Source organism: Providencia sp. PROV150, assembly GCF_028481025.1.
Taxonomy (GTDB): domain Bacteria; phylum Pseudomonadota; class Gammaproteobacteria; order Enterobacterales; family Enterobacteriaceae; genus Providencia; species Providencia hangzhouensis.
The window spans coordinates 15,265-32,785 of sequence record NZ_JAMPPJ010000025.1; the positions used below are offsets into that span (position 1 = coordinate 15,265).

The 17,521-nt window shown below is 39.6% G+C and carries 16 protein-coding genes; 2 read left to right on the forward strand and 14 right to left on the reverse strand.

The features are described 5' to 3' along the window. Nucleotides 1–9 precede the first annotated feature (9 nt). From PSE83_RS15930 to PSE83_RS15980, 11 genes are all read right to left on the reverse strand, one after another. On the reverse strand, nucleotides 10–522 hold the full coding sequence (locus PSE83_RS15930) for a cupin domain-containing protein (protein ID WP_207951459.1): 513 nt from the start codon (nucleotides 520–522) through the stop codon (nucleotides 10–12). 25 nt (nucleotides 523–547) lie between these two features. Further along, entirely contained in the window at nucleotides 548–1,828 is a 1,281-nt protein-coding gene (locus PSE83_RS15935; protein ID WP_094961057.1) for an MFS transporter, read from the reverse strand. Between the two features lie 21 nt (nucleotides 1,829–1,849). Then, a complete protein-coding gene (locus tag PSE83_RS15940) occupies nucleotides 1,850–3,067 on the reverse strand; it encodes an NAD(P)/FAD-dependent oxidoreductase (RefSeq protein ID WP_110591237.1) in 1,218 nt (405 codons plus the stop codon). A gap of 4 nt (nucleotides 3,068–3,071) precedes the next feature. Continuing rightward, nucleotides 3,072–3,989: a VOC family protein gene (locus PSE83_RS15945; RefSeq protein WP_164565483.1), complete on the reverse strand. Its 918-nt coding sequence runs from the start codon at nucleotides 3,987–3,989 to the stop codon at nucleotides 3,072–3,074. Nucleotides 3,990–4,098: 109 nt separating this feature from the next. Next, on the reverse strand, nucleotides 4,099–4,875 hold the full coding sequence (locus tag PSE83_RS15950; protein ID WP_004257979.1) for an IclR family transcriptional regulator: 777 nt from the start codon (nucleotides 4,873–4,875) through the stop codon (nucleotides 4,099–4,101). Between the two features lie 33 nt (nucleotides 4,876–4,908). Further along, complete coding sequence (locus PSE83_RS15955; RefSeq protein WP_004257977.1) at nucleotides 4,909–5,664, reverse strand: SDR family oxidoreductase; 756 nt, start codon at nucleotides 5,662–5,664, stop codon at nucleotides 4,909–4,911. Continuing rightward, nucleotides 5,657–6,697, reverse strand: coding sequence for an aromatic ring-hydroxylating oxygenase subunit alpha (locus PSE83_RS15960; protein ID WP_094961061.1), 1,041 nt, complete (start codon nucleotides 6,695–6,697; stop codon nucleotides 5,657–5,659). Before PSE83_RS15960 ends, PSE83_RS15955 begins: the two co-directional genes overlap by 8 nt. A gap of 57 nt (nucleotides 6,698–6,754) precedes the next feature. After that, entirely contained in the window at nucleotides 6,755–7,063 is a 309-nt protein-coding gene (locus PSE83_RS15965) for a recombinase-like helix-turn-helix domain-containing protein (RefSeq protein ID WP_004257971.1), read from the reverse strand. Between the two features lie 2 nt (nucleotides 7,064–7,065). Further along, a complete protein-coding gene (gene nirD, locus PSE83_RS15970) occupies nucleotides 7,066–7,380 on the reverse strand; it encodes a nitrite reductase small subunit NirD (RefSeq protein WP_094961062.1) in 315 nt (104 codons plus the stop codon). A 329-nt stretch (nucleotides 7,381–7,709) separates the two neighbouring features. Continuing rightward, entirely contained in the window at nucleotides 7,710–9,191 is a 1,482-nt protein-coding gene (locus tag PSE83_RS15975; protein WP_164565482.1) for a glycoside hydrolase family 1 protein, read from the reverse strand. A 17-nt stretch (nucleotides 9,192–9,208) separates the two neighbouring features. Then, nucleotides 9,209–11,125 carry a beta-glucoside-specific PTS transporter subunit IIABC gene (locus PSE83_RS15980; RefSeq protein WP_004257966.1) on the reverse strand — a complete coding sequence of 639 codons (1,917 nt, stop codon included), beginning with the start codon at nucleotides 11,123–11,125 and terminating at the stop codon, nucleotides 9,209–9,211. Between the two features lie 753 nt (nucleotides 11,126–11,878). On the opposite strand from PSE83_RS15980, the gene PSE83_RS15985 reads away from it, so the two are divergent. Together PSE83_RS15985 and yidA are read left to right on the forward strand one after the other, a co-directional pair. Further along, on the forward strand, nucleotides 11,879–12,706 hold the full coding sequence (locus PSE83_RS15985) for a PRD domain-containing protein (protein ID WP_036958010.1): 828 nt from the start codon (nucleotides 11,879–11,881) through the stop codon (nucleotides 12,704–12,706). Between the two features lie 126 nt (nucleotides 12,707–12,832). After that, nucleotides 12,833–13,642, forward strand: coding sequence for a sugar-phosphatase (gene yidA / locus PSE83_RS15990; RefSeq protein WP_272660978.1), 810 nt, complete (start codon nucleotides 12,833–12,835; stop codon nucleotides 13,640–13,642). Nucleotides 13,643–13,722: 80 nt separating this feature from the next. Here the strand turns inward: yidA and PSE83_RS15995 are convergent, their stop codons facing one another. From PSE83_RS15995 to PSE83_RS16005, 3 genes are read right to left on the reverse strand one after another with little or no spacing between them, the layout of a single operon-like run. Further along, on the reverse strand, nucleotides 13,723–14,901 hold the full coding sequence (locus PSE83_RS15995) for an anaerobic sulfatase maturase (RefSeq protein WP_164565479.1): 1,179 nt from the start codon (nucleotides 14,899–14,901) through the stop codon (nucleotides 13,723–13,725). 30 nt (nucleotides 14,902–14,931) lie between these two features. Then, nucleotides 14,932–15,813: a 5'/3'-nucleotidase SurE gene (gene surE / locus PSE83_RS16000; RefSeq protein WP_004257961.1), complete on the reverse strand. Its 882-nt coding sequence runs from the start codon at nucleotides 15,811–15,813 to the stop codon at nucleotides 14,932–14,934. A 28-nt stretch (nucleotides 15,814–15,841) separates the two neighbouring features. Further along, complete coding sequence (locus tag PSE83_RS16005) at nucleotides 15,842–17,194, reverse strand: hypothetical protein (protein WP_004257960.1); 1,353 nt, start codon at nucleotides 17,192–17,194, stop codon at nucleotides 15,842–15,844. Between the last annotated feature and the right edge of the window lie 327 nt (nucleotides 17,195–17,521).

Sequence of the window (17,521 nt, forward strand, 5' to 3'; positions counted from 1 at the left end):
CGACTCCTGTTAGTTACGTTTAACTTTTGATAAAGGGTGATCTTCGGGATATGTCGGGATCGCCGGTTTTGATGTGCCGATCATGACGCACATTAAGGCTTCTTCTTCCCCGTGGTTAAATAAGCCACGATAAATGCCCGCAGGAACTGAGATCAGGTCACGCTCTTTGAGAACCGTTTCATATTCCTCATTGCCATCTTTTACAAACAACGTGATGGTGCCTTTCAACATAAAGAACACTTCTTCAACATCGGGGTGCAGGTGTAATGGGCCTTCGCACTTGGCAGGAAGAACCATGGTAGAGAAGGTAAAGTTCTCTGCGGGAACGGTGTTGACATCATTAGCAACGCCAGTCGCACCAGTGCCGATATAGCGCATTTGTGCGCGGCGATATTTAGGGTCGTAATCCGCTTGGAATTTCAGGGCATTCCAGTCATATTTACGTCCTTCAAGGCGAGCAATGCGTGACTCAATCCATTGTGCCATTGGAATATCTTGTGGTTTGATTTGCGGTTGTGACATGGTGTTATCTCCAATAAAAAATGAATTAATATTTTTTCAGTAAAGGCACTAGTAATAAGCTGCCGAATAAACCTATGACGACGATAAATAACAGCCCGCTATCCATAGTGTGAGTGACGGTAATAAGAACTCCCATTGCCAGCGGTGCAGCAGCGCCGGCCAGGTTTCCTAACCCATTGAAAATACCGCCTGCTAATGCACTGACCTGTTTTTGTGTGGCTTTTGCGAGTAGGGCAAAGATATTTGGTGCGCCTGCCCCCCACATGAACATGCTAAACGCCATCATAAGAATGATGCTGTAGGTGCCAGTGAGAAATAACACGCCAGCAAGACCTAGGACGGCACCAAGTAATGAAATAAAACAAACGAGTGCGCGGCGATCGTAGCGATCTGATAACCATGCTCCGATAGCCTCACCAAATAACATGGCGATAAAGGGAAGGGATGACAGGATCCCAGCATGTTCCAAGTGGATAGACTTACCTTTAATTAAATAGCTAGGTAACCAACCATTCATCCCCCAAAGATAGATAAGAAAAGCGATATTAAACATGCAGATAATCCAAAAATGGCTATTTTGGAATAAGCGTTTTTTATGGGCTCGCATCGCGGCCAGTTGCTCGGCAGGCAGTGCTTCACCCGCTGTATTTTTCGTTTGTGCTTGGCGGTTGACTAAATTAGGGTGACGGATACCAATGACCACTAACCACCAAACAGGAACGGTAAAGGCCGCCATGACAAAAAATGTACTTTGCCAACCATAGTTATTAAGTAAATACAATGAGATAGGAAAGCCTAACGCTGCGCCTAACGGTGTGCCTAATAACCACATCATAGTGGCTCGAGCTTGCATTTTTGGCGGAAAGGTACGGCGCACAATGGCATAAGCGATTGCCAGCAAAGGCCCTTCGGCAATTCCTAGCAATACACGCAGAAAAACCATCGTGCCATAGTGGTGTGTGAATCCCATAAAAATCATGAGAAAACACCAGCTACTGATCATAAATAACAGCATTTTGGTGGGGTGAAATTTATCACCAATGCCGCTTAGCAGCATGGAAGAAACACCATAAGCGAATAAAAATGCGCTCATCAGTAACCCTAAACGGGTTGGGTCAAAATCAATTCCCAGAGCTTGCTGAAATTTTTCGTCAGAAAATAGAGCCGCAATACTGATTTTATCGAAGAAAGCCAGTAGTACACAGGAAAACAGGCCAATTGGGATCAACCAATTGATCTTTTCAGGAACATCTTGCTCGATTTGATCAGGTTCTGAGTTTCGTAAGGTTATAGTCTGGTTAGCCATGAGATTTCTCCTTGCTGAACACTATTTCAGTGACATTAGTGAAAATGTGGGATCAGCAAGTTGTGAAGGGTCTAATTTGCGGTGGCCTTGTATCCAACGTTTACCTAGCTTGATGGCACGAGCATCATTAAATGCAATCATTTGCACCAATTCATTGCTTTCATTTAAAGCAAAATGAACCTCTGAATCAGGAGTATGCCGTTGAATATGATTTAATTTTTGTGAGGTTGGGACACCTAAAATTTGGATGTTGTCTTGGTATTGATCTGACCATAACCAAGCGAGTTCATTAAACCCTTCAGATTGTGGGTTAAGCATGGCTTTTGCTGTGGTGATAGCTTGGTTTTGCGCATAAGCCCATGACTGTAAACATAAAGACAGTGTGGGATGGCAAGCGACGTCCCCCGCAGCATAAATATTGGGGTGAGAAGTTTGCCCTTGGTGATTAATCACAATACCGTGGGTGACATCAAGCCCTGCTTCTTTGGCTAGTTCGAGATTTAATTCAACACCAATCCCCATAACAGCGAGATCGAAGTTTTGCGAAGGCTGCTTTTGGCAACTAATTTGTAATCCAGTTGTTGTCGGCTCGCCAAGTTCGATATTTCCACAATCGGTTATGACATGAACGCCCGCTTGTGTATGACGTAGTGCCAGAGCCTCTGAAACATTTTGCGGCACACTGCGTTCGCACAATCGGCTTTGCCGCTCAAAAATTGTGACATCAATACCCATTTTTCGTGCGGAAGCAGCGACTTCTAAGCCAATCCAACCACCACCAATAATGGCAATTTTTTGTGCTGATAGTAGTGCAGTGCGTAATTTCTGAGCGTCATCCCACGAACGTAAGGCAAAGACTTTTGGGTGTTGCTGCCAGCGGCTTGACAGGTAGCGAGGTCGGCCGCCTGTCGCGAGCAGTAATTTGTCAAACGTAATGACACGGCCATCACTTAAATGAACGTATTGGTTTTGACTATCAATTTTAGTGGCACGTAGTGGGCGAAACCATTGTAAATTTAAGGCGTGAGTTTCTTGTTCGCTGAATAAACGTGATAACGATAAACTCTCCTGCGTCAGTGCCGCTTTAGACAGCGGTGGGCGCTCATAAAAATCATGGTTTTCATCGCTAATCACCGAAATAATGCCTTGATAGCCTTCATCTCGTAGGGTTTTTGCCGCCCAGCCACCTGCCTGGCCCCCACCGATAATGACAATACCGCCTTGGATTAATGAGCTCATGGTGTTACTCCTTAACTTGGCGGCGAGTTTCATAATCGAGACCGCCTTCTACAGCCCATTCCGTAAATGAAACTAAGGAATGTTCCAGTTCGCGCGGTTGCCACTTATCGGTAAGGTAATCATCATTGGTGTAATATTCGAAAGCACCACCTGTTGGGCTGTTGACATACCAAAAGTAAGCGGATGAGATAGGGTGGCGGCCTGGGCCAATAAAGGTGCTCCATTGATGGCGGTTCATTGCTAGGCCGCCGCCAATCACTTCATGGATATCACGAACCGTAAAAGCGACATGGTTGAGGCCGCTGCTACGATGAGGAAGCTTCAGCAAAAACAGGTTATGGTGGCAACCGTTTATTTGTGTCCGTAAAAAGACGGCACGGTCGATATAACGGTCAGAAATTTGAAAACCCAGTTTTTGGCAATAGAACGCTTCTGTAGAAGGTAAGTCATCAACAAAGAACACCACGTGGCCGACGTTAATAGGGGTGGCTTTTTCGTAAACCGGGCTAGGTTTATCAATGCGGCGAATATCCCCCCATTGGTTGATAGCGGTGACTTCTAATTCAACCGTTTTTTGTTTGCTGATGGTGAAAGCGACAGTCATGCCATTTGGGTCACGGCATTGTGCGCCATCTGGCGTCAGTTGAAAGCCATCACAAGGCCTAATTTTCTCAATGACCTCTTGGAGTTTATCCGAGTTTTCAACACCCCATGTAATGCGGCGCAGTGTTGAACCCGCTTCAAAAGGGGCTGGCAGATTTGGGTCTTGGTGTGAAAATAACCGTATTTCTGCACCAGATAAGGTCGTGAATAACGAGGCGTTATCAGAGGCCGCTTTGAGGCCAAAATCATGTAAAAATTTCTGGCAGCTAGGGATATTTTCAACACCAAATTCTAATTTTTCTATTCCAATCACTGACATTGTAAAGTCCTCTATCGATTGGTGTTATTGCCAAAGGTTTTTTTGGACAAAAAGAACCTGAGGCTTATGGCAATAAACCTAAAAATGTGTGGATGATATTTGGTTAACGCTAAACGGCTTTTGCTTGGCTCATACCACCAATAAATTCAGTGAGTTTTTGGGCTGCATAGCTCACTTCATTTTGTAATCGCCGGCACTCTTGTGCAGGGATGCTACTCATTGGCACCATGATGCTAATTACCGCTTCTACGCCATTCGTTTGGTTATAAACAGGGTAAACAATGGATGAAATCCCCCGACGGTAAAATGATTCACCAATCACATAGCCTCGCAGTTTGTCAGCTTGGATCATTTGCCAAAATTCCTGCTTACAGCCTGCGTTATCGGGGAGTTCATCATCAGGGTAAAGCGCATCAAATTCAGCGCGAGTTAACCCGCTGAGTAGCATTCGACCCAGTGAGGTTCGGTGCGCTGATAAACGCGTGCCTACGCTAACATGGTTAATCTTTGATTCTGCGCCACTGACTCTGGCGATATAAATAATGTCCCGACCATCTCGAATGACTAAATGGCTGTTACATTGGCTTCGGTCTCTGAGTTGCTCGATAATGGGCTGGCCTAACTGGGTTAAATCGAGTGATGCAATATAGCCAAGACCAAGGCTGAGTACTTTGCGGCCTAATGAAAATGCTCCAGTACGTGGATGTTGGACGAGGAAATCCAAGTGCACTAAGGTTTGGATCGCACGGTAAGCCGTTGCTTTGGGCATATCGACTAAGCGGAGGATCTCTGCAAATGTCAATTCGCGATGCTGTTGAGCGAGTAACAGAAGAAGCTGTAGCCCTTTTTCCAAACCGGGTACTAGATATTTACACGTTGAATTCATGGTCCTCACCTCTTTACCGACTGAATGGCGAAATTAGTTAAAAATAAAGCCACCATTAACTGGGATTAGCTGGCCTGTGACAAAATCGGCCATGGGCGAAAGCAAATACAAAGCGGTTCCCGTAACGTCTTCGGGCATCTGCTCTCCTTGTAATGCTCTGCCATTTTCATATAGCTGGTGGCGCTCAGCGGGAACGTATTCGGTCGCTTCGACTTTAGTGAGCCCAGGGGCAATCGCGTTGACGCAAATACGGTGAACGCCGAGTTCACGTGCCATTGAGCGGGTCATACTGATGATTGCGCCTTTACTGGCGACATAAGCCATGAGCTTAGGGGCTCCCCAAAGTGCGGTATCAGAGGCAATATTGATAATTTTGCCGCGGGAACTCTGCTTTAAAAAGGGGAGAGCGGCTTTGGTGGCTAACCAAGTTCCTCTGACGTTCACTGTCATGACCTTATCCCATAGCGCCAAGTCATATTCGTCGAGCAGCTTCCCACCCACTCCGGTTGCCAGAGCTGCATTATTAATCAGCCCATCAATTGCGCCTTGTTGACCAATACTGTTGAATGCATGAGTGATTGAGTCAGGATCCGCTAAGTCGAGAGAAACACCTTGGGCTTCAAACCCTTGTTGTTGTAAGGACTCTACACTTTCTTGTAATCGTTGTTCTAGGATGTCACACAAGATAACTTGAGCACCTTGTTCGGCAGCAGCTTGCGCAAAACTCAAGCCAAGCCCTCTTGCGGCTCCTGTGATTACAATGCGTTTTCCTGCCAAGATATCATGCATTTTCAGTTTCCTTATTGTTGATTAAGTCAAACTGCTTCTTCGCTTCGCGTTGCATAATGCGGCGTAGGCGGGATAAACCCACATCGTGCTGATAAAGAAATTCTTTATCACGTGCATTTGGTGTGAGGTTTTCTAAAATAATGCGATCTTGTTCTAAAACATCCCAATGCAGTCCTTCTAGGCGGTTGCGGTACATAAAGCGCCATAAATCACGTTGCCAGTCTTTCACTTTGCGAATACGCCAAAAGAAAACACGAGTATGGTGACGGTCTTCAGGTACGACCATGCCGATAATCCAAAAGTGCCCACCAGGGCCGAAGCGTTTTTGATATGGGATAGATAAACGCAGCCAATTTGCACCCGTACTCGCGAATTCCACCCAGTCAAAGTTGACACCTATTTGGTCATTTTTACGGAAAATAAAGCCATTTTTTGTTGCTTCTAGGATCATTTCTGATTGTTTGTCACCTTCTGCCATTGAGTGTGATGATGAATGGAGATAGGTGCCATGCATTGGGTCCATCACGTTTTCGAGTGCATATTGGTAATTGCACTTCCACGATGCGGTACAGAGGAAATTGCTGTGGTTTTCGTCATCAGCTAATTCTTCAGGAAATTCGAGGGTGGGAGGCGTTTCACCGTCAATTACCGCAAAATAGAGGAAAATGGCACCATGGACTTCTTGAACGGGATAGGTTTTTAAACATTTTTGACCTTCAAGAGGGCATTGACTGACCGCTGGAACATCTTTAACGATGCCATCTCCACCGACTTCGACACCGTGATACCAGCAGGCAATGCGTTCACCTAAGTTCCAACCCATTGATAAACGGGCACCACGGTGAGGGCATCTATCTTCTAAAGCATGAATTTGGCCTTTATCATCACGCCAAAGCACGATTTGTTCTTCTAAGCGAGTAATACCGATAGGGTTACTACTGACTTCCCAGCTGGATAATACGGGGTACCATTGTCCGCGTAATCCGACATCCAGATAATCTTGGTAGTTTTGAAGTTGTGTATTTGTCATCATCATTTGCTTCCGTTTATCAAAGGTGTTTTTGTTTTCTTTTCTTAGTATGACAATGTGCTAGTAACCATTGACGAGAAGAAATTCGCGGAAACTGCTTGTGGACCAAGGTTGCCCTTGTCGGTCATATAATTGCTGTTGATTTAATGCACTAACTAATTCTTCAAGTGATTCAGTGCCAGCAGCGAATAGCGTTTCCAGTGCAAAAATGAGTTTGTTTTCATACTCATCAGGCATACGTGAACGTGTTTGCCAAACGATATTCGGTGCACTTCCTGGCGCTTGGATACTGCCTTTACCACCTTCTCGTGCTGGGATAATTTGATTATTTGCTGGTAAATACGGATTAATATTTTGAATAGGTTCCATTTCTACTCCTCAATCAAACTGATTTCGATTCGGTTATCGTGAATGCGTGTCTGGTAGGTTTTGAGATCTCGCCCACCAGGTTCGCGTAAACATTTACCCGTTTTAATATCGAAAACGGCTTCATGTAATGGGCATTCCACTTTGCCATCTTCAACAAAACCTTGGCTTAACAGGGCATAGGCATGTGGGCAAACATCTTCTAAGGCATAATATTGGTCTTCAACTAAGAAGATCCCAATTTCGGCATCATCAACTTTGGCTGAAAAAGGAAATTCTTCTTGAACTTGTGAGACATCGCAGACAGCAATCCAGCTCATGGTTTTCTCCTTTTGAATGTGTTGTAACATTTTGTTTCATATGTGAAACATTGTTTTTTATTTAAAACCAGATTAATTGTATGGGTGATTATTAGTCAATCAAATGTTGACTATATGTAAAATATTCGTTTCAAAATGTGGGGTGTGTCGAGGTTATGATGGAGTTTGGTTTCATATGAGAAACAAGTTAATGTTAGGGACTAAGACTGCCACTCGGTTAAGGCGTGAGAAAATAAAAATAGCGCAATGCCTGTCATACCAATAAATAGCCCCCAATAGTGGATAAGACTATTGAGGGCGTATTAGGTTAAATAAGTTTAATTTAAGGTTTACTTGAGGTCTTCCCCATTAGAGGCAATGACTCGCTGATACCAGTAAAAAGATTCTTTCGGTATGCGTTTTAAAGAACCATTGCCTTCATCATCTTGTTCTACATAGATAAAGCCATAACGTTTGGTCATTTGTGAGGTACCGCAGCTGATCAGGTCAATGCAGCCCCAAGTGGTATAGCCCATTAAATGCACTCCATCACGAATAGCTTCTTTCATGGCAATAATGTGCTCTTTAATATACTCAATACGATATGGGTCAGAAACCGTACCATCTGGGTTTAGAGTATCACGTGCCCCTAAACCATTTTCGACGACAAACAGAGGAACACCATAGCGATCCCACAGTTTATTCAGGGTAATACGAAGGCCTGTTGGGTCAATCGGCCAGCCCCATTCAGACAATTTGAGGTATGGGTTTTTAATTTTACTGACTAAGTGGCCTGATAACTCTTTTGCGTCAGGCCCCCCTTTGGTGACATAGGTCATGTAATAACTAAGTGAAATAAAATCAGCAATACCTTCTTTTAATACTTTAAAATCTTCAGGTTCAACTTGAATGTTAATATTATTTTCTTCGAAATAACGCAGCATATAGGCAGGATATTCCCCACGAACACTAACATCAGGGTAGAAGAGGTTGATTTGATCTTCTTTTAACGCTTGTAATTGGTCTTCTGGGTTGCAACTTTCAGCGTAAGTTTCTAAGCGGCAAATCATGCAACCAATTTGGGCGTTAGGCATCATTTGTTTACCCAGTTTGATAGAAATAGCACTGGCAACAAACTGGTTATGCGACGCTTGGTATGCGGCTTCTTCAATATTTTTAACGGTATCAGGTAATGTACCTGCACCCGTATATAAGCTGTTCAGGTTCATGTTCATTTCGTTGAACGTGATCCAATATTTTACTTTTGATTCATATCGCTTATAACAAGTAGTTGCGAATTTTACGAATAAATCAATTAGGCGACGATCTTGCCAGCCATTGAATTTTTGTGTCAGAGTTAGTGGCATTTCGTAATGAGAAAGTGTGACGAGTGGTTCGATGTTATATTTCGCTAACTCATCAAATACGCGGTCGTAAAAGGCTAAACCTTCTTCATTTGGCTGCTCATCAATTCCATTTGGAAATATACGCGCCCAAGAAATAGATAAACGGAATACTTTAAAGCCCATTTCAGCAAATAATGCGATATCTTCTTCATAACGATGATAGAAGTCGATCCCCCAGCGTTTCGGGAATAAGGCTTTACACTCGGGTTTTAAATATTCTTCCAGCTCTTTTGAGGTAACGTTAAACGTAAAGTTATTGACGGAACCATCTGCATAAGGGTCTTTATAGGCGGCAACGTCTGAAGTTGATAATCCTTTACCACCTTGGTCAAAAGCCCCTTCGATTTGGTTAGCCGCTGTTGCGCCGCCCCATAAGAAGCCTTTTGGAAAACCAATTGTGCTAATGTTTTTGGTATCTAATTTCATAATATCCTCTTACTAAATCAATTAACGGTGAGCAGTGTTGTGGTATTACTTGTGACATGTTTCTGATTTGTCACCTGTAATTCACTGAACTCGTCAAAGTTGGTTATCAAAACCGGGGTGATTGTTGATAATGAATGTTTAGTTATATTTTCAATATCGAACTCGATGAGTAGGTCTCCAGCTTTAACACTGTCTTTTTCATTAACATGGAGAATGAAACCTTCACCATTTAATGAAACGGTATCGATACCTACGTGAATTAGGATGTCTAACCCCTCATGGGTGGTTAGTCCGATGGCATGTTTGCTCGGGGTGACCATGGAAATGGTGCCATCAGTCGGAGCATAAATTTTATTATCTGAAGGGATGATGGCGATGCCATCACCAATAATTTTATTGGCAAAAACAGTGTCTGGAACTTGTTCTAATGCCAGTGTTTCCCCTGAGATAGGTGCGAACAAGTTAATATTAGCTAATTTCTTATCACTTTTAATGTGTGACGGTAAGACATTCTCTTGGCTATTATTCTTATTTGATGAATCTATATTCTCGGGGGAGATCGATTTTTTATTCGAAGAGCACTCTGTTTCATCCAGTTTTAAAGAAAGTGTAATAATGAATGCTAAAGAAAAGCTAACGATGACCGCGAGGCAAATAAACAGGAAATTGTTTGTTCCCGCTTCAACATAAGTGGGTAAGGCTGTAATTCCTGGAATACTAAAAGCCAATGTTTTTACTGCGAATGTACCGATAATTCCGCCGCCCACAGCGCCCCCAATTAATGCAGCATAAAATGGTTTTTTCAAACGCATGGTCACGCCATAAATAGCAGGTTCAGTGATACCAAAGACCGCAGAAAGGGATGAGGAGTAAGCGATGGATTTTAATTTAGTATTTTTGCTCTTAATCGCGACAGCTAATGTTGCTCCTGCTTGTGCGAGGTTGCTGGATAAACTAATTGGTAATAAGACAAAGTCATAACCCAATGTTTTAAAATTAGAAAATGTTGCAGGGAAAAAGGCATAGTGCATCCCTGTGATTACTAGCAGTGATAGGCATCCTCCCATGATGAAACCAGCGATAGGGCCTGCAACATCAAATAAATATGAGAATGTTTGTTGTAAATATTCGCCAACGTAGTAGCCCAACGGTGCTAATAATGACAAAGTGATAATCGACGAGATAATTAAAACAAGTAGTGGCGCAAAAATAATTTTTACACTAGCAGGGATTATTTTTTCAACCCATTTGCTAATATAGCTTAATAACCATACACCTAAAATAATCGGAATAACGGTGAAGTTATAAGTAATGTTAGGGATATTAATGCCAAAGAAAGACATTGTGGGCTCGCCTTGAAACATCGGGTAAACAAGGATGAATGCCAATGTGACGGCGATATACTCATTAGTTTTAAATTTTTTAGCGACAGAAAATGCAAGTAAAATAGGTAAAAAGTAAAATGCTGAATCAGAAATTGTATAGAGAATTCGGTATTCTGAACTACCATTAGGTATAAAGCCAAAAATATCAAAAAGCGCAAGTAATCCCTTCAATAACCCGGTTCCAATAATAGCGGGTAAAATAGGGGTAAAAATGCCTGAAAGAAAATCAAAAAAGGTATTAATAATATTTTGTTTCGGTTCTACTATTTCTTCTTGCTGAGTTTCTTCGAGCGGAGAGCCATTTGGCTCAACGATTTTATGTAGCTCGGTAAAGACGTGGGTGACGTGGCTTCCCAATATGACTTGCAGTTGATTACCTTGGAAGTTAACGCCCAATACCCAAGGGATATCACGTAATTTTTCAACCTCGACAAGATCATTATTGTGCAGGTTAAACCGCAAGCGTGTAATACAATGCCAATGCTGACTAATATTTTTTTGACCACCAATAAGCGTGATGATCTGTTCTGCAACTTGTCTACTTTCCATAAGTATACCTATAAAAAAACCTGAACAATGCCCCCCGAAATTAATTGGAAGTATTGTTCAGGTTAATGCCTAGTCTTGCCAGTTACACACCTGTTATATTTCAAGCTTAAGTTTATGCCTGACTCATTTTATTTTTACAAACAACCTAATGAGTAATGCTAATTTCTATCATTTTTTACAAATAATAATGAATTTTATCGTTCGTTCTGAAAAAACATTATTATTTATAATCATTACTATTTATAAAGTCGTTGTCTGCACCTCAAAATTTAGGAATAAAAAAACCTGAAACCATTGAATTAATTAAATTCAATCTGTTTCAGGTTATTGCCTAGTCTAGCTAGTTACAGACCTACCATTACGTTATAAGATTTTTATGAATGAAAGACAATCGTTGATTAATAAATTTGTGATCCGTGCGACAGAGATGCGCTTATATCTAAGCTTAAATTTCTCTTACAATTTAATTGTGAAGGTATTATTTACAACGAGTCGATGACTAAAACCATTCCTCTAAACTAAAAGCATTTCTCTAAACTAAAAGCATTCCTCTAAAATAATTAGGAGTTTCTACTCAGCTATTGATCACAAAAAGCACCGATGTATCTTGCTTTTTAAAAGGAGAAAAGATATATCTACAGGTAATTGGTGTGTTACTAGCTCGACTAGGCAAAAACCTGAAGAGGCTGAAGTTTACTTCATGTCATTTCAGGTTTTTTGCATTTATAACTTATAAAAATGGAAGTACTCTATATGTATATAATAAAAAAAGTTATAAATAATAATGTGATACTTGTGGATAATGATGCCCAACAAGAATTCGTTATAATTGGTAAAGGAATTGGATTTAATTCAAAGGCAGGTCAAAACTACCACTGTACTGAGGGGGATGAGCTTTTTAGTAAGCCCCATGACTATGATATTCATAATTTTGTCGATAATATTCCGATTGGGATAATAAAGCTAACACTTGAAGTGATTAATAAATGTAAACCGATTTTAAATGCAAAATTAAGTGACAGTTTAGTCATTACGTTATCTGAACATATTACATTTGCTATTGAGCGAAGTAAAAATAGAGAAATGAGTATTTCTCTCTATGAAGTTCCCTATCTTTATCACCTTGAATTTATTGCAGGGAAAGTGGCCGTTGATTATATTAATGAAAAGCTAGGGGTCAACCTACCACCGGGTGAAGCATCGTTAATTGCGCTACATTTTGTCAATGCGAAGTTAAATAATAAAAGCGTAGGGGATACGTTAAAATTCACGCAAACGGTTTATAAGATTGTTAATATCATAAATTATTCTTTTCATATTCAAGTTAATACGGATGCCGATAGCTTTTCTCGGTTTATTAACCATCTAAAATATTTATTGATCCGCTGCCAAACAAATCATGACAAAAGTAGCCAATTTAATTCGGTACTAGAGGAACTCGTTGAAAAGGAATTACTGAAAAATTTTGCATGTGCAAAAAAAATAGCCGCATTGATACAGTCTGAATATACTATTCCTGTCTCTCGTGAGGAGATTATCTATTTGGCATTACACATAGAAAGGCTACTACATTCAGTTTAAACGTTACTTTAATATTTTTTTAGTATAGGTGTGTAACTGGCAAGGCTAGGCATTAACCTACGTCATATTCTCCCACTGTAAAATACTGTATTGCTATTTTAAATGGGAATAGAAAAGGAAAATCGTATGGCTGTAAAATTAATTGCTATCGACCTTGATGGCACGCTATTAAATACTCATCATCAAATCAGCGATAATATTAAATCAGTTCTTCAACAAGCACAGAAAAACAACATACAGATCATTCTAGCTTCTGGCCGACCTTATTCAGGTATTCAATCCTATTTACAACAGTTGGGCTTGGATAAGCCAGGAAACTACTGCATTAGTAATAATGGTAGCGTTATTCATGATGCGTCAAATGGTAATCATCTTATCGATTTTTTATTAGATATTGATGACTATAAGAAAATTTATGCTCAAACGGAAGAATTAGCCCTTTCTTTACATGCTCTCGGTGATAATAAAATTTTTACTGCAAATAAAATTATTGGTTTTTATACGACACATGAAGCTTATCTTTCGAATACATTAATCCATTATGTACCAATGAATGAGATGCCCTCAGATATTTTATTTACGAAATTAATGATTTCTTCTGAAGAAAACTATTTATCTAGTGTTATCAAAAAGATACCATCCAATTATTTTCAGCAATATACATTAGTTAGAAGCACGCCTTATTTTTTAGAAGTTTTAAATAAAAATGCAAATAAAGGGCTAGCAATCCAAGCACTTGCACAACAATTAGATTTATATAAACACGAAATCATGTGCATTGGTGACCAAAATAATGATTTGCCTATGTTTGATGTCTCAGGAATTTGTATTGCAATGGAGAATGCAACGGAAGAATTAAGGCAGCGTGCTACGGGGGTTACGAGTTGTAATGATTCTGATGGCGTCGCTAAGGCGATTGAGAAATACGCATTATAAGAGCGCCTAAAGATAAGTAAGTCGTTAAAAAACCCAGTAACGCTTACTGGGTTTTTTGTCTAATACATAGAACGGGGGGATTAGTTTTTTTGTAATCCTTCTAAAATAGCTTTCATTTTTCCTAAAGAGTGAGAAAGGTGAATTTTATAGGAATCACAAAAATAATTTTTCTTTGGTAACCTTTTTGAATCAAGTAAAAAACGATGTTTTGGGCAGCCGCCGTGACATAACGGTTTAAATTCACAGGGTAGGCAGTCTGCGCTAATCTTTTCTTTTTTAAGTGATGAAAAGCGTTGATGATTATCTGATTTCAACATATTAGAGACTGCATCTACCATTAAATTGCCGATTTTATTCTCAGGGTAAACAAAGTGGTCACAAGAATATAGATCGCCATTTGCTTCTAAAACTAAATTAGCTCCACAGCTTTCACTGGTTACACAGCTACTCGGCAAACCAAGGCTTTGGCTCATGGTCTGCTCAAAATTCATGACAAATACCTTACCAATATCGTTCTCTTGCCAATGGTCAAAAATATCATTAAGAAATTGGCCATATTTTATTGCATCGACGGACCAGTCCGTGACCTTTGCTGTTCCATTAAATTCAGGGGAAATTAATGATAACCCCTCCGTTGTTGCTTGCTGTGCTTGACGTTCAACGACAGGAATAAACTGCATATAATAACTACCAATACTTTTTAAAAATTCATAAATTTCAATCGGCTTATCTACATTGAAATTATTGACGACCGTTAGTGTATTAAAATCAACTTGGTATTTTTTAAGCAGTTCAATACTGGCAAGTAAGCGGTCAAAGGTGCTTTTTCCTGAACGAGTTAAACGATATTCGTCGTTAAAAGAACGGTCACCATCGATTGACACCCCTAATAGAAAATGATGCCTTTTAAAAAATTGGCGCCAATCATCATCAAGGTTGAGTGCATTAGTTTGAAATGAATTAGTAATCTTTTTCTTGCCTGCATATTTTTGCTGCAGTGCGACGGCATTTTTATAGAAGCCTAACCCGAGGAGAGTGGGTTCTCCACCTTGCCAAACAAATTCAACAACATCAGCAGGTTGTTGCTCTATATTGGTGTGAATATACTGTTCTAAAACCTCGTCACTCATTCGCCATTGATTTTTTCTATTTGGGTACAGTTTCGATTTCTCTAAATAGAAGCAATAAGTACAATCAATATTGCATACTGAACCTGAAGGCTTTGCCATCAATTGAAAATTTGGGTTTGTATTGCTCATACTTATGCCTCTATTATTAGAATTGTAATCCTATTTTATATTAAGGATTTTTTGATACTCTTTAACTTTTTCATCTGGGGCATTCCAGTTACCATCAAATATAGTATAAGTAATGTAACCTTTATCAAGGTATCCTGTATCAGAATCATCATTTCTTATTTTTAATGCTTCTGGATTAATAATTTGTTTTGCTTTTCCTTCCGGTGTTATTTCATATAAAATTTGTGGGGATACGGCATATTCATTCTCCACAAATTTAATACCTTTAATTTTATCTTTAGCTAAAGCGGGATAATTTATACTGAGCCCTGATTTTGCCGGAAGTATGGCTTGCCCTGAAACCCAATTTTTATTTAGGTCATCAACTAGCTCAACAACATAAGTAACAGAATCAGGCCAATACTTATGGGTACTTGGCCAGCCAGATTTCATTTCCTCTTCAGTCATAATATAGCCAATACTGGCGGCTATCGCTGGGTAGCCAAGACGTACAGCACGTGCAGCAGCTGAAACTGTTCCTGAATTAAGTTGTGACGTTCCGGTGTTTGGACCATCGTTGACCCCTGAAATGACAAGGTCTGGTGGTATTTCCCGTAATAATCCCTGTAAACCGAAATCGAGAGAATCAGCCGGTGTACCAGGAAAACAATAAGTACGCTCATCGACTTTTTTAACATCGAATTCTTTCCCTGCTTTGAATGTAATAGCCGTCCCTATTCCACTTTGATTTGTTGCTGGGCCGACAAGCCAAACATCATAGCCTTTAGCATCTAATTGTGACTTTAATTCAGTGATACCAAATGCATCACAACCATCATCATTAACCAATAAAATTCGCATTTTTTCTGTGGATGCTTGGGCTTGAAGTCCAAATAGCGCGAGTAAACTGACAGCTAAAATAGTTTTTTTCATTTTTCATCTCTACACATGATTAGTGGTATTAAAATATATTGAATTTATAGTCAAAAATAATATCTACTGCGATGGAATTTCTTTTAATATAATGACCATTATTATCAAAGGCGGGTTGTATTCGATTCCCTTCTGTTTGATATAACCAAGCTTTGGTTAATTTAGTAAACATTGTGAAATTTTTTAACCGTGGATCACTGGGTTGCCATGCATTGATAAGGTTAATTTCTCCCGTTTTAATTTTGTTATTTTTAAAATCGAACTGGCCATAATTTAATTGTATTGCGGAATAAAAGTCTTCAGCATATTTATAGTCAATCAATCCTGTGAGAGCGAGCTCTCCGTCACGTTGATAATGATAGGCTGCGGAAGACATTGGGTCTAAACGCCAGCGAACGTTTTTAACAGGATGTCGGTCAAAGTAACCGAGTGACCCATCATTTTTAGCGGCATCGGTGTACCCAATACCCACTTTCATTCCTAGGGCATCATATTGCCATTTGGCCGTACCTTCATATACCCATGAGCTGCCATTTGCAGCCTGCCGTGAGGAAGGCATATTTTTATACATTTCCTGAGGAATATTACCAACGGCTCGAAAACCGAGTGTAATATCTGAACGTGGCATGTAGTTAAAATCAATGAAATGGCGATCGATATAATCTTTTGCATATCCGTAATTGTAGGTTGCATTTAAGGTTTTTGTTTTATAATTAAGCCCCCCTGCTGCTATATATTCAACTGCTTCATTGCTCTTACTGCGTAGCTTTTCTTTGTTAGGGGAAGCTCGCTCCATTACACTATCAATATATAATGTATCAATTGAGATATCATAATATTTTAACGTACCTGTATAGCCTAAATAGCTATTTTCCGATGATTCATAAGAGTTTTTTAATACAGTATATCTCCCCGGTGCTTGCCAGCCATATTTAGCTTTAAAGCTTAATTCTTTATCGTCACCTAATTGTAATTTAATATTACGTTTATTAAATTTTTTGAAGCTTTCAGCATTTGAAGATTTAAATCCAGAACCATCGTTCCATAATAAATCCCTACTTGCAAAGTAATCACTGGCTCCTAATTTAGCTACATAAGTATAAGAAACGTCAAAACCCAGAGTTTCTTTCCATAAACCTGATTGATAATTTAATCCAATCGTTTGTGCCCATGCAGTATGGATATAGGTTGGCCCAACTTCATTTTCGTTTAAATATTTTAATCTATTTCTGAGAAATAAATCCATTTTACTGTCTTTGATTAACGATTCATTACTTAGGCTATCAATAAATTTATATTCTCTAGCATCTACAATAGAAGAGAATAATATTGGGATGAGCATTGACCCTTTCAGATATTTTAGTAGTCTAACTTTTTTCATATACCAACCTTTATTCTTGATTATTAGCAATATTATTTTAATTGTTACTTTTTATGGTTTTAATTTTATTGGGTTACTGAGCAAGAAGATTAGGCAAAAAAAAACCTGAATTTTTATACGATTTGATAAAACGTATAAAAATTCAGGTTCTTGCCTAGTCAAGCTAGTAACACACCAATTACTACATATTTAAAACGGGTTTATTTTTTATTACAATATATAATGATTGAAATTGTGAGCTACCACTGATTTTAATAAATAGAGCTCCTGAAGTAAATAAAATAGATATGAGTTAAATTAATTACAACTCTATGAATTTATTTAATT